Annotated in this window: 11 protein-coding genes; 6 read left to right on the top strand and 5 right to left on the bottom strand. The window is 75.4% G+C overall.

Going from position 1 to position 12400, the window contains the following annotated elements; translation table 11 throughout:
* Positions 1-8: 8 nt before the first annotated feature.
* The 5 genes from ABZ793_RS23060 to ABZ793_RS23040 form a co-directional block, all read right to left on the bottom strand.
* A complete protein-coding gene (locus ABZ793_RS23060) occupies positions 9-410 on the bottom strand; it encodes a DUF2267 domain-containing protein (RefSeq protein WP_357460591.1) in 402 nt (133 codons plus the stop codon).
* A 93-nt stretch (positions 411-503) separates the two neighbouring features.
* Positions 504-650: a hypothetical protein gene (locus tag ABZ793_RS23055; RefSeq protein ID WP_357460588.1), complete on the bottom strand. Its 147-nt coding sequence runs from the start codon at positions 648-650 to the stop codon at positions 504-506.
* 174 nt (positions 651-824) lie between these two features.
* A complete protein-coding gene (locus ABZ793_RS23050) occupies positions 825-4211 on the bottom strand; it encodes a DUF4157 domain-containing protein (protein ID WP_357460585.1) in 3387 nt (1128 codons plus the stop codon).
* Between the two features lie 3 nt (positions 4212-4214).
* A complete protein-coding gene (locus ABZ793_RS23045; protein ID WP_357460583.1) occupies positions 4215-4433 on the bottom strand; it encodes a hypothetical protein in 219 nt (72 codons plus the stop codon).
* A gap of 29 nt (positions 4434-4462) precedes the next feature.
* Positions 4463-4861: a hypothetical protein gene (locus ABZ793_RS23040; RefSeq protein ID WP_357460581.1), complete on the bottom strand. Its 399-nt coding sequence runs from the start codon at positions 4859-4861 to the stop codon at positions 4463-4465.
* Between the two features lie 190 nt (positions 4862-5051).
* Between ABZ793_RS23040 and ABZ793_RS23035 the strand changes: the two genes are divergently transcribed.
* The 6 genes from ABZ793_RS23035 to ABZ793_RS23010 are packed head-to-tail and all read left to right on the top strand — an operon-like array spanning position 5052 to position 12373.
* Positions 5052-6587 carry a phage tail sheath C-terminal domain-containing protein gene (locus ABZ793_RS23035; protein ID WP_357460579.1) on the top strand — a complete coding sequence of 512 codons (1536 nt, stop codon included), beginning with the start codon at positions 5052-5054 and terminating at the stop codon, positions 6585-6587.
* A gap of 10 nt (positions 6588-6597) precedes the next feature.
* Positions 6598-7119: a phage tail protein gene (locus tag ABZ793_RS23030; protein WP_357460576.1), complete on the top strand. Its 522-nt coding sequence runs from the start codon at positions 6598-6600 to the stop codon at positions 7117-7119.
* Between the two features lie 43 nt (positions 7120-7162).
* On the top strand, positions 7163-7882 hold the full coding sequence (locus ABZ793_RS23025) for a hypothetical protein (RefSeq protein ID WP_357460574.1): 720 nt from the start codon (positions 7163-7165) through the stop codon (positions 7880-7882).
* Positions 7879-9243 (top strand): hypothetical protein, encoded by a 1365-nt coding sequence (locus ABZ793_RS23020; protein WP_357460571.1) that lies wholly within the window; start codon positions 7879-7881, stop codon positions 9241-9243. Before ABZ793_RS23025 ends, ABZ793_RS23020 begins: the two co-directional genes overlap by 4 nt.
* Positions 9243-10499 (top strand): DUF4255 domain-containing protein, encoded by a 1257-nt coding sequence (locus tag ABZ793_RS23015; RefSeq protein ID WP_357460569.1) that lies wholly within the window; start codon positions 9243-9245, stop codon positions 10497-10499. The genes ABZ793_RS23020 and ABZ793_RS23015 overlap by 1 nt, the downstream gene beginning before the upstream one ends.
* A complete protein-coding gene (locus tag ABZ793_RS23010; RefSeq protein WP_357460567.1) occupies positions 10496-12373 on the top strand; it encodes an ATP-binding protein in 1878 nt (625 codons plus the stop codon). The genes ABZ793_RS23015 and ABZ793_RS23010 overlap by 4 nt, the downstream gene beginning before the upstream one ends.
* The last annotated feature ends 27 nt before the right edge of the window (positions 12374-12400 follow it).

Raw genomic sequence — 12400 nt, 5'->3', positions numbered from 1 at the left:
GGAGAACGTCAACCCCTGCGCCCGCCATCGTATCGCCCCGCCGAATCGGTGAGCTCCCAGAACTCGGCGGGGAGATGGGTGATGACGTCGTCGTAGTCGCCGGGCGGGATGGCCTCGCGGAGGGTGTCGAACACCGCCCGCATGCCGGCCTTCGCGGTCGTCCCGTCGACCTCGGCCCGTCCGCTGACCTGCTGGACGAACGCGTCGACCCCGAAGCGCTGGGCCTTGTCCCTGGGCGCGAACGCGTAGGCCCGCAACTCGTCGGGGAGCCGGGCGGCGAGGTCGCGCGCTTCGCCCCCGTCGATCCGCTCCGCCAGGGTCGTGAGCGTGGCGCGCGTGATGGCGGTGGCCTGCTCGGGCGACGTGCGCAGGCGTTTCGCCACCGAGTCGATGAACTCGCTGTTGTCCACCTTCCGGCCTCCCTCTCCGACGGGTAGCGCCGTCTACCCGGGTGCCGGCGCGGCAAACGGCCGGGCGCGGCATCCGGGTCCGGTCCGTGCCTGTCAGGAGGCGGCGGACGACGTCGTCCGGGCCGCGCCGGTCAGGAGGTGGGCGGTGGCGACGGGCTGTGAGGCTCCGCTCTGCGCCACCTTGGCGACCCGCCCCAGGACGCCGGTCCAGCCGCCGTCACCACCGACCGCGTCGTGCATCGCCCGGCCGCCGGCAGCCGGTCGAGGTGGCGGTGTGCGAGCTCGACGACGGTCTGGCCGGGCCGGGCGGCGGTGAACCGCACCCCGATCTCGCTGGCGCGTCCGGGGGCCCGGTCGTATTGTCACTCGCCGTTGACCTGCCAGGTCAGGACCAGCCGGTGCGGGGGCTCCCAGTCAGCGACCGCGGACAGTCGCCTGGATCCAGTCCTGGATGGTCCTGGTCAACGTCGCGTCCCGGGCCGTCCAGGTGGTGACGACGTAGGGGCCGTAGAAGGTCGACGACTGCCGCCACGCCGCCCAGCTGCGCTCACCCTTGGAACTGTTCGCGGACGCGTCCATGACGACGAGATTGTCCCTGCGTACGGCCAGGGCGGCGCGTTCGGTGGCCCTGAGCTTGTCGAAGCCCGCCATCTGCGACATCCGGTTGAGCGAGACGACGTGGTCCACCTCGAGTCCCTGGGGCGGCGTCCGCAGGGGGCCGACCTGGTCGGTCTTCACCTTCGCCAGCATGTCGGCGCGTTCCTTCGACGCGCCGAAGACCTGCCGCATGCGGGTGGTCGGGTCCAGCCGCGCCTGTTCGGCCAGTCGCTCGGCCTTGCCGAGCGCCTCCTCGGCCCGCCGGATCAGGCCCTCGCCGGTCGGTCGGCCAGTACGCAGGTCGAGGCCGTCGTACTCCGCGAGTTCCTGGTCGATCTCCCGGATCCGCGCCGTGTCCCGGCGGCCCGCCGTCTCCTGGCGCAGGGCGGTCCGTTCGGCCTCCAGCTCTGCTCTCGTCCGCCGCAGCGAGGCGAGCTGCTCGCTGGCAGCCGTGAGCCTGGTCTCGGCCAGGACCTGCTCCTGGGTGGGTGGTCGCCACGCCCTCATGTCCTTCAGCAGCGCCGCGAACGCCTCCTCGTCGGGCCGCTCGGCGGCGAACTGGTCGACGTACCGCATGATCGTCGCCTCGTCCATCCGGCGCCGCTCACCTGTGCTGATGATCCGCCGCACCCGGCGGAACGCCGTGGTGATCTCGGCGCGGCTGGCGCGGGTCATCGTCGTCACGTCGCCCATGAGTTCGATCAGCCGGGCGTCCCTGCGCAGCTCGGCGACCGTCTGTACGCCTCTGCGGGCGGCGTAGTACATGACCTTGACCAGGGGCCACGGGTCGACGGCGCCGCCGGAGCCCATCAGCCGACCGGCGGCCTCGCCGAGCGCCTTCCGGAAGCCGAGTTCCGCCGCCGAGCGCGCCTTGAGCGCGTCCTTCAGTTCCCGGTTCATCCCCTCGGCCGCCTCGATCTTCGCGGTGAGCGTCCTGAGCCGGGCGGCGGCCGACTCCGTGTCGGACGCGGCGGCGAACTCGCGCAGCGGCCCTTCGAGCGATGAGAGGCCCTTCGCCGACATCCTGAGCAGCGTGGCCGTCGTCAGGCCCAGCTCGAAGGCCGCGGAGGCGACCGCGATGCCGACCCACACCAGCGACGGTTCCTCCTGGATGAACGACAATCGGTACTCGACGGCCTGCCGCTGGTACTCCCGGACCGCCTCCAGGGCCTGGTAGGCGCTGAGCGTGGTGCCCCCGATCAGGGCCGCCGCGGCGACCCACCCGCCGCCGGGCACGAGGGCGGCGAGCACGAGGGCGACGATGCCGAGGACGACCGTGGAGAACAGGTGCGCCGACTGCGCCGCCGCGACGGTGTCCCGGACGATCCAGGCGTAGATCGTGCCGTCGCCGACCCCCTGGCTCTTCTTCGTGGCCTCCACGAGATCGGGCAGGCTGAAGATCCGCTCGGGGTCGGCGGTGAACTCTCCGCGGGCCCTCGCCGTGTCCGCCAGCCGTCCCTCGACGACATCGAGCAGGTACTGCTGCGCGGCGGGGGCGTCGAGTCCCGCGAGCTTCTCCCGGTCGGTGCCACGGCCCAGCTTCTCGGGGTCGACGAGCGGGTCCCCGCCGGAGCCGGTGACCACCGCGGTGCCGGCCGACGCCCGCAGCGTCCGGGCTTCGGCCTCGTACCGCTGCGCCTCCGTCCGGGCCCGGTTCCGTTCGGCGGCGGACTCCGCACCGGCCCGGATCGTCCGGGCCAGCGACTCCTTGCCGGCCGCGGCCCGGTAGTCGGTGCGGGCCGTCGTCCTGGCGATGCCGGCGACCATCGTCCGGACGTAGCCGGGCGTCCGCAGCTTCCGGCGTTCCTCGCGGAGCTGGTGGTCGTACCGGGCCAGCACGTCCAGCGCGATGGTGACCGCCTCCGCCCGGAACCGCACCCGGTAGGTCTCCACGGCGGCGGCGAAATCCGCCTCGTCGGCGAAGCCGTGCCGGGACAGGGCGGCGTCGAACTCCGCGTTGAGCCTGTCCAGTTCGGCGATCGGCCCGCTCTGGTGCGCGGCGCCGGCCGACGCCTGGATGACCCTCTTGCGCTGGTCGTTGCGGCGTTCCCGGAGCCGGTACAGGTCCTCGCACCCGAAGAGGGTCGCCTCGGCGGCCTCGGTCCGCGCCGTCTCGGTCTCGCGGCCCTGCTGGTCGAGCAGGTACCGCTCGATGGAGGCGTCGAGTTCCGCCCAGGTCGTCGCCGCGGCGGCCGTGCTCCGGTAGTCCGCCCGTTGCGCCTTCGTCAGGCCGCTCAGCTTGTGCGCCAGCGCGAGGACCGTGGCGTAGTCCTCCGGGGCCAGCGGCCGGTCGCCGGAGAGGACGATCTGCCGGACGTCCTCGGGCAGCGCGGCGATCTGGCGGCGCTGCTCCCGCTCCCGTACGACGTCGGCCCGCACCCCCAGCCACCGCCGGCGCAGGACGGCGTCGCCCGGGCCGGTGCCGAGCTTCGTGCCGGGCGCGATCTCGTTCTCCCGCCAGAACCGCACGTCCGTCTCCGTGTCGACCTCGGCCCGTTCGGCCTCGGAGAGTTGTTCCATCGCCGCCTGCGTCACGTCGACCACGGACAGCACGATGAAGCCACGGCGGACGTCCTCGGCGGTCGCCGCCCGCCCGCCCGCGGTGTCGAAGTGCCACAGCGGAAGGCGTCGGTCAACCTCCTGTTCGTTGCTGGTGCCGTAGTACTGCCGGACGAACTCGCGGAGCAGTTCCGGCGGCGACATGACCCGGGTCACCCGGAGCCGGAACGGGCGCGCGGTGTGCCGGCCGGCCGGTTGCGGCGTCTCGGGCTTGAGCTGGAGCCGGCCCCGGCCGTCGCCCCGGGCCTGCTGCGCCACGTGCGCCAACTCGTGCGCGAGCAGGCGCCGCCCGGCGTCCGACCCGGGCGGCGCCCCGTCGCCGAGGACGACGTGCCGGCCGGTGGTGTACGCCGCGGCGCCCTCCCGCCCGGCGTGCACCCGGACCTGGCCCAGGTCCCAGCCCAGCCGGGGTTCCATCGTCGCCCGTGTCGCGGCGTCCAGCGCGGCGCCGGTGGAACCGAGCGGGACCGCCGGCCCGTCGAGGTGCCGCATCGGGCGGACCGGGCCGGCGGCGCCGGTGGAGCGCCGGTCGGCGAACCGGTCGGCCTCCGACTCCAGGCACGGGTCGGGTGTCACGGCCGGCGGGACGGGACGGCGCCGCACCGTCGGTGCCTCGGTGCGGTCGGGGCCGTCGTGCGTGCGCATCCGTCAGGCATCCCCGGTGCGGTCGGCCGCCTCGGTCCGGGCCGGCACGGTGGCGTACTCGCACGCGGCCACGGTGCCGTTGGGCGGGGCGCCGCTGGCGTAGCGGAGCGCATGGCCCCGGCCGGCGAGGTCGGTGCCGGAAACGCCGTCGACGCCGACGTAGACGACGGGGGCGTCGGCGAGGACCGCCTCGTCGTACGCGGAGCGGGCGCCGGATGCCATCGGTGGACGGTGTCGGGGGTGCCCGAGGCTCAGGTCGACGGCTGGTCGAGGCAGGCCAGCATCTCGACCAGCACGCTCCGCTCTCCCCGGTTGGCCAGCGCGAGCGTGCGGGGCCCCCCGTCGACCAGGGCGTCGAGGGCGGTGGCGTTGGCGACCAGCAGGTGACCGGAGACGGAGAGCTTGTCCCCGGTGGCTTCGCCGCTCTTGGGCGTGACCTCGACGACGGCGCTCTTGCCGGCTCCGTCGACGGCCCGGACGGCCAGCAGCAGGGGTGTCCCGCCCGCCGGCAGCAGTGCGACCTCCTGGCTGTCGCCGGGCTCCAGGTCCACCGTGGCGAAGGCGTACGACGCCGGGTCCACCGTCGTCGCGACGGACACCGCGGGCCCGCCACGGACCTGCACCGATGTCGACACCGCCACCTTGACCATCCGGGAACCCCTCGACTCGATCCGACCTCGTACGACCACCGTGGCGTGTCCCCATCACCCGGGCGTCACCGCGTGGTCACCGTGGCGGGCGCCGGCCCCGGCCCGGTTCCTGACGAGCCGTTGACGACGTGGTGACGGTGTTCGGGCAGCGTGTCGGGCGACGGAGTTCGTCGAGACGAAGGAGCGGGCCATGCTGTTGCCGGCCATGCCGTACCCCGGGGTGCACCTGGTCGAGCTGCCCGGCGGCAGCCGTACCATCACCGGGGTCGCGACGGCGATCACCGCTTTCGTCGGCAGCGCCGACCGTGGGCCGGTCGACGAGCCGGTGCTGGTGCAGAGCTGGTCCGAGTTCGAGCGGACGTTCGGTGGCATCCGGCGCCACCGCGGCCTGGGGTACGCGGTTCGCGACTTCTTCCGCAACGGCGGCGGCAACGCCCTGGTGGTGCGTCTCGCCGGCGGCGCCCGACCGGCGATCGTCCGGGCCGACACCCTGGTGCTGGCGGCGTACGGGCCCGGCGCGTGGGGCAACGACCTGACGGTCGAGATCACGCATCCGGACCCGGCCGACGCCCAGGACGTGGCCGCCGGCCAGGGGGTCGAGCCCGGCGACCTGTTCCACCTGACGATCCGGGAGGTGCGGGCGGGCACCGAACGGGCCGTGGAGCGCTTTCTCAACGTGACGACGACCGACGGCCCGCGTCAGGTCGGCCTGGTCCTGGAGGGGTCCCGGTTGATGCGGGCGGGCACGCCGCTGCCGGCGGACCGACCGGCGCCCGGCACCTACGAGGTGGAGGCGGCCGACCAGGGAACGGACAGCGGGACCCTGACGGCGGACGACTATCTCCCCGGCCCGGACGACGCCGGGTCGGGCATCTACGCGTTGCGGGCGGCGGACCTGTTCAACCTGATGTGTCTGCCACCTCCGACGCCGGCCGGGTCGCTGCCCGTCCGGGTCTGGGCCGACGCGCTCGCGTTCTGCGTCGAACGGGACGCGGTGCTGCTGGTGGACCCGCCCGCCGACAGGACCGTCGACACGGTGGCCGACTGGGCGTCCGCCGCGCTCCCGCAGGGCGTGCAGAACCGCAACGCCGCGCTGTACTTCCCGCGGCTGCGGCAGCCCGACCCGGCCAGGGGTGGCACGGTCGCGGAGTTCGCCGCGTGCGGTGCGGTCGCCGGGGTGATGGCCCGCACCGACGCCACCCGGGGTGTGTGGAAGGCGCCGGCGGGCATCGACGCCGGCCTGGCGGCGAGCGGGCTGGCCGTGCCGCTGACCGACGGGGAGAACGGCCGGCTCAACCCGCTCGGAATCAATTGCCTGCGGACCTTCCGGGACGTCGGCACCGTGGTGTGGGGGGCGCGGACGATGCGCGGCGCGGACGCCCTGGCCGACGAGTACCGCTACCTGCCGGTGCGACGGCTGGCGCTGTTCCTGAAAGCCAGCCTGTACCGGGGCACGCAGTGGGTCGTGTTCGAGCCGAACGACGCGCCGCTGTGGGGACAGATCCGGATGTCGGTCGGCGCCTTCATGCAGGACCTGTTCCGGCAGGGCGCGTTCCAGGGCGGCAGCCCGCGGGACGCGTACTTCGTCAAGTGCGACGCGGAAACCACCACGCAGTACGACATCGACCGCGGGATGGTCAACATCCTGGTCGGGTTCGCGCCGGTGAAGCCGGCGGAGTTCGTGATCATCGGTCTTCAGCAGAAGACGTCGGACGCGGCGGCCTAGGAGGAGAAGGATGGCCGAGTTCACGGTCAACCCCACCCGCTTCGACCCGTATAAGAACTTCAAGTTCCGGGTGCGCTGGGAGGGGCGGTATGTGGCCGGGGTGAGCAAGGTGGGCGCCCTCAAACGCACGACGGAGGTCGTGCGCCACCGCCACGGGGGCGACCCCAGCAGCAGCCGTAAGTCGCCCGGCCGCACCGAGTACGAGGCGATCGTGCTCGAGCGGGGCGTCACGCACGACACCGACTTCGAGCAGTGGGCGAACAAGGTCTGGAACTGGGGCTCCGGGCCGGGCTCCGAGACGTCTCTCAAGGACTTCCGACGCGACATGATCATCGAGGTCTACAACGAGGCCGGACAGTTGGCGATCGCCTACAAGGTGTACCGCTGCTGGGTCTCGGAGTTCCAGGCCCTGCCCGACCTGGACGCCAACGCCAACGCGGTGGCCATCCAGACGATCCGGCTGGAGAACGAGGGCTGGGAACGTGACCAGGCCGTCACCGAGCCCGTCGAACCGACCCTCGCCGTGTCGTGACGGGCCCCGCGGGCTGCCGACCCGGTCGGACGAGGGAGGTGTGGTGCGGGTCCTCGCCGAGCCCACGGTCCTGCTGACCGCGTGGGAGGAGGCCGCCGCCGTCCCGGCCGCCGCGCGTGCCGCCGTACTCGTCCACCGGGCCGGGCTCGCCCCGGACCTGGACGCCGCGCTGGATCTCAGCATCGGGCAGTGCGCCGCCCTCGCGCTGGCCGCCCACGCGGCGGCGTTCGGCCGGGACGTGGACGTCGTGTTCCCCTGCACGTCCTGTGGGGCGCGGCTGGAGGCCGAGCTCCACCTCCCGGATCCGGCCGAGACGGATCCCGGGGCACTCGTCGGCGCCGTCCACCCCGACCGGGTGGACGACCTCACCGTGCACCCGCTGACCATCCGCGACCTGCTCGCCGCCGCCACCGGCGTCGACGGTCGCGCCCTGCTGTTCTCCCGGTGCGTCCGTCGCGCCGACGGCACCTCCGCCGTGCCGACCGACCTGTCGCCCGCACAGCGGGAGGCCGTCGACGCCGCCGCCGACCGGCTGGCCGGCTTCGCGGCGCTCGCGCTGCGCATGACGTGCCCGTCGTGCGGGGACGACGTCCGGGTCGCCCTCGACCCGGACGCGCTGCTGTGGGACCAGGTCGACGCCGCCGCGCCCGCGCTCCTGGACGAGGTGGCCACCCTCGCCCGCGCCTTCGGCTGGGACGAGGCCACCGTGCTGGCCCTCTCCCCGGCCCGGCGCGGCGCCTACCTGGAGCGCGCGGCGCGATGAGCGGGTTCTTCGACCGGATGGCCGCCCGGGCCCGGGGCCACGAACCACGGGTGACGCTGCGCCGCCGGTCCTGGTTCGAAGGCCCCGGCACCGACACGGGGATCGACTGGCTGTCGCTGGCCATGGCGGAGACCTCGACGGCCGGCCCCGGACCGGGCGGCCCCGCCCGGCCCGCGCCGGCCGGGGAGCGCGTTCCGCGGGTGGAGCCACCGCCACCCCCGGTCGACCGGCCGGGCCCCGTGCCCCCGGACCCGGCGGCGGTCGACCCGCGCAGAACGGCCGACGAGGTGCCGGCTCCGGCCGGCCCGGCGGCGGGGCAGGCCGCCGACCGGGCCGGGTCGCCGCCGCCCGCCGCGCCGGCCCCGGCGGTGGTGGGCGAGGCGGCGGCAGTGGCGCTGCCACCCGCCCGGCCCGGCCTCCGACGCCCGGTACCCCGGTCGCCGGCACCGCGGGTCGCGGCGGACGGGCCGAACGGCTCCCCGGGAAACCCGACCCCTGCCGAGAACACGACCGGTGCCGCCGCCGGCCTCTCCGACGAGGGCGACGACCACCGGCCGCAGGCCGGCCCCGCCCGCGCGGTCGGCACCCCGCCCGCCCCGGAGCCCGAGCCGCCGCTCTCCGCCGTCGGCTCCCCCGGCGGTCCGCCCTGGCGGGAGCCGGGGGACGCGGCGGCCCCGGTGGTCGCGCGCCCGGCGGTCACGCCGCCCGCCGGCACCGGTCGGGCCGTCCCCGCCGCGCCGGCCGCACCGGCCGGTCTCGCCCCGGTGCCCGGTGACACACCGGCGGCCGGTGCCGCCGCCCGGCCGGCCCGGCGCGCCTGGCATGGACCGGCCGACCTCGGCGGTGGGGCTGGCGCCGCGCCGGCCGGTCCGGGTGGGCCGCCGGCGCGCCGCGACCCACCGGCGGCCAACGGCGCCCCGGCCGCGGGCGCGGTGCGGGACGACACCGTCCCGGACCTGCTCGACCTCGTCCGCGACCACGTCGTGCCGGCACTGCGCGAGCGGGGCGTCGTCGCCGCCGGCGAACGCGTCGACGTCCGGGCCGCCCACCAGCCCGGGACGTCGCCGCCCCCGCCGGGCCGGGTGCAGGTCGTAACGGACCACCGCCGGGTCACTCCCGCCGCCCCCGCGCCGCCCCCCGACGCGGGGGCCGGTGCCACCGCGGCCGGGGGCGCCCCGGACGGCGCGGAGAGCCACCGCCAGGCGTACGGCGACGGTCGGGCGGCCCGCCGCGACGTCCACGTGCACATCGACCGGGTGGAGGTGATCCGGTCCGCGCCGGCCGTCCCGCCCACGCCGCCCGCCACCCCCCGAGCCGACCTCGACCGGTATCTCGCCCGCCGACGGGAGGACCCGTCCTGATGAGCAACGGCCTGGCGATCGCCGCCGTCACCTCGACCCTGCGGTACGTCCTCGATCGCGCGCTGCAACGCCCGCATCCCGGGCCGGTCGGCGGGGCCAGGGTCACCACCCTGCGTCCGGACCGCCTCGGCAGCTCGGCGCTCGTCCAACCCAAGGGCATCAACCTCTTCCTGTACCAGGTGACGCCGAACCCCGCCGGCGCCGTCGCGAACCTGCCCACCCGGCGTCCCGACGGGTCGCTGCACCGCCGCCCGGTGTCCGCGGTGAACCTGCACTACCTCGTCACCTGTCACGGGGAGGACCCGTCCCTGGACGGACAGCGGTTGCTCGGCACGGCCGTCACGGCGCTCTCCCTGACCCCGGTCCTGACCCGGGAGGTCATCAGGGCGGCGGTCGACGCCTACCACGGCGCGGACGAGACCGCCTTCCTCGTGGACACCGACCTCGCTGACCAGATCGAGCCGGTGAAGGTGTCGCCCGCGCCGCTCTCCGTGGAGGAGGTGGCCCGGCTGTGGTCGGTCTTCCCCCAGACGCCCTACCAGCTGTCCGTGGCCTACCAGGCGACCGTCGTCCTGCTGGAGGCGGTGGCGACGCCGCGCACCGCGCTGCCGGTGGACCGGCGCACCGTGTCCCTGTCCGCCGGGGGCTCACCGCGTCTGGTCACCGTCGCCCCCGAGGTGCCGGGGAGCGCGGTGACCACCGGCAGCGGCGTCGTCCTGCACGGCGTACGCCTGTTGGGCCCGATCACCCAGGTCCGGATCGGGCCGGCCCGGCTCGCCCCGGCGGACGACGCCACGCCCTCGACGCTGCGGGTGGTGCTGGACCGGACCGTGCCCGCCGGACGGCACGCCGTGCGGGTGCTGCACCTGAGCCGGCCCGACGCGTCGGGCGAGCCGTCCCGGGTCGTCGCGTCCTCCAACGCCGGACCGGTCACGGTGGTGCCGGTCGTACGGAACGTCACGGTCGGCGCCGAGCGGATCAGCCTCACGGTCGATCCGCCGCTGGTCGCCGGGCAGCGAGCGACCGTGTCGTTGTCGCGCGTGGCGGGCGCCCCCGCACCCGCCCCGGACGCGGTGAGCGTCGCGCTGCCGCCGGTCGCCGCGGACGCGGCACCGGTCGCCCGGCTGGACGTGCCCCGGCGGGACGTCCCGGACGGACAGTGGCTGGTGCGCGTCCGGGTGGACGACGTGGAGAGCCTGCCGGAACGCGTCGACGGCGTCTACCGCGCGCCCTCGATCACCCTGCCGGTCCCGTGAGCGCGCCCGACGGCGGGTGGGCGGACGCCGACCGCGACCACCTGCTCGCCGAACTCGACGTGCTGCGACTGGCGGTACGTCCCGACGCCACCCCGGCCGACCACCGGCAGGCCGAGGAGAGGCTGGCCGAGGCGGGCCGGCGGCTGGCCGGACCCGGCACGCTGGACCAGGTGGCGGTCGGGTTCGGCCTGACGCCGTTCGAGCGCGCGGTCCTGCTGCTGGCCGCCGGCCCGGAGCTGGTCTCGGCGGTCGCCGACGAACTCACCACGGCCTGCGGCCGGCCGGCGTTGACCTTCGGCGCGGCGCTGTCCCGGCTGCCCCAGCCGCACTGGAGCGCCCTGGTGCCCTCCGCGCCGTTGCGGGCGTGGGGGCTGCTGCGGCTCGCCGACCCCTCGTCGCCGACCCGTAGCCCGCTGGTGGTCGACGAACGGATCCTGCACCACCTGGCCGGCGCCGGTGACCTCGACACCGACCTCGCCCGGGTGGCCCGCACCGTCGAGGCCCGTCCGGAGCTGCCGGGCCCGTGGCATGCCGTCGTCGAGCGCCTCGTGGACGCCTGGGGCCGACGCCGGTCGGTGCTGTTGTGCGGCCCGCAACCGGCGAACCTACGGGTGGTGGCCGCGGCGGCGGCCGCGCGTGCCGGGTCGCGGCTGCTGCTGGTGCCTGCCGTAGACCTGCCGGTGGAGGCGACCGAGCGGTGGCGGACCCTGCGGCTGATGGCGCGCGAGACGGTGCTGACCGGCTGCGCCTGGGCCGTCGACCTCACCGACGCCGGCCTCCCGGCGGGGGAGGACGTCGCCCGCGTGCTGCCGGGCCTGGGCGCGCCGGTCGTGCTGCTCGCCGGTGAGGAGCCGATGTTGCCCGACCACGACCTCGTCCGGTTGACCCTCGCCCGGCTGGACGTCGCCGACCGCCGCCGCGTGTTCGCCGCCGCGCTGCGTCGGGTCGGCGCGCCCGCCGAGGCGGCGGACGAGGCGGCCGGCGTCTTCGATCTCTCCCTGGCCGACGTCGACACCGCGGCGTCCGACGCCGCCCGGGGCACCCCGCTGTGGCAGGCGTGCCGGGCCCGGGTACGACCGTCCTTCGGTGTGCTGACCCAGCTCCGCCAGCCGCGGGCCACCTGGGACGACCTGGTGCTACCGCCGACCCAACTCGCGCAGTTGCGGGCGCTGACCGCGTCGGTCCGGTTCCGCACCCTGGTCTTCGACGACTGGGGCTTCGCGCGGCGGACGGCCCGGGATCTGGGCACGACCGCGCTCTTCGTCGGCCCGAGCGGGACGGGGAAGAGCCTGGCGGCCGAGGTGGTCGCGGGCGACCTCGGGCTCGACCTGGTCACCGTGGACCTCAGCCAGGTGGTCAGCAAGTACGTCGGCGAGACCGAGAAGAACCTGCGGCGGCTCTTCGCCGCCGCGGAGGACAGCGCGGCCGTACTGCTCTTCGACGAGGCCGACACGCTCTTCGGCAAGCGCACGGAGGTACGCGACAGCCACGATCGGTACGCCAACCTGGAGGTCGGCTACCTGCTGCACCGGTTGGAGTCCTTCCGGGGACTGGCCGTCCTGACCAGCAACGCCCGTTCCGCGATCGACCACGCGTTCGTCCGGCGGCTCAGGACCGTGGTGACCTTCCCGTACCCCGACGCCGGCATGCGGGAGGCGTTGTGGCGTGCCGCGTTTCCCACGGCGACCCCGGTGGCCGACCTCGATCCGGCGGACCTGGCGCGCGCGGACCTGACCGGCGGCGGCATCGCGGCCGTCGCCCTCTCCGCCGCCTACCTCGCGGCGGGCGAGCAGAGCGCGATCACGCCCGCGCACGTACGCCTGGCCACCAGATGGGAGCTGGCCAAGTCGGGCCGGTCCGCCGTCGACGGATGACGGATCTCCCGACGGGTCGGTGTCGGG

The organism is Micromonospora sp. NPDC047465 (assembly GCF_040643125.1).
Lineage (GTDB): Bacteria > Actinomycetota > Actinomycetes > Mycobacteriales > Micromonosporaceae > Micromonospora.
Note: the sequence above shows the minus strand (reverse complement) of the source record. Positions and strands in the feature narration are given on the sequence as shown.

Excerpts from the sequence above, each read along its gene's own strand:
- ABZ793_RS23050 (WP_357460585.1), bottom strand. The coding sequence starts at position 4,211 with ATGCGCACGCACGACGGCCCCGACCGCACCGAGGCACCGACGGTGCGG.
- ABZ793_RS23030 (WP_357460576.1), top strand. The coding sequence starts at position 6,598 with ATGGCCGAGTTCACGGTCAACCCCACCCGCTTCGACCCGTATAAGAAC.
- ABZ793_RS23015 (WP_357460569.1), top strand. The coding sequence starts at position 9,243 with ATGAGCAACGGCCTGGCGATCGCCGCCGTCACCTCGACCCTGCGGTAC.
- ABZ793_RS23040 (WP_357460581.1), bottom strand. The coding sequence starts at position 4,861 with ATGGTCAAGGTGGCGGTGTCGACATCGGTGCAGGTCCGTGGCGGGCCC.
- ABZ793_RS23055 (WP_357460588.1), bottom strand. The coding sequence starts at position 650 with ATGCACGACGCGGTCGGTGGTGACGGCGGCTGGACCGGCGTCCTGGGG.
- ABZ793_RS23035 (WP_357460579.1), top strand. The coding sequence starts at position 5,052 with ATGCTGTTGCCGGCCATGCCGTACCCCGGGGTGCACCTGGTCGAGCTG.
- ABZ793_RS23045 (WP_357460583.1), bottom strand. The coding sequence starts at position 4,433 with ATGGCATCCGGCGCCCGCTCCGCGTACGACGAGGCGGTCCTCGCCGAC.
- ABZ793_RS23020 (WP_357460571.1), top strand. The coding sequence starts at position 7,879 with ATGAGCGGGTTCTTCGACCGGATGGCCGCCCGGGCCCGGGGCCACGAA.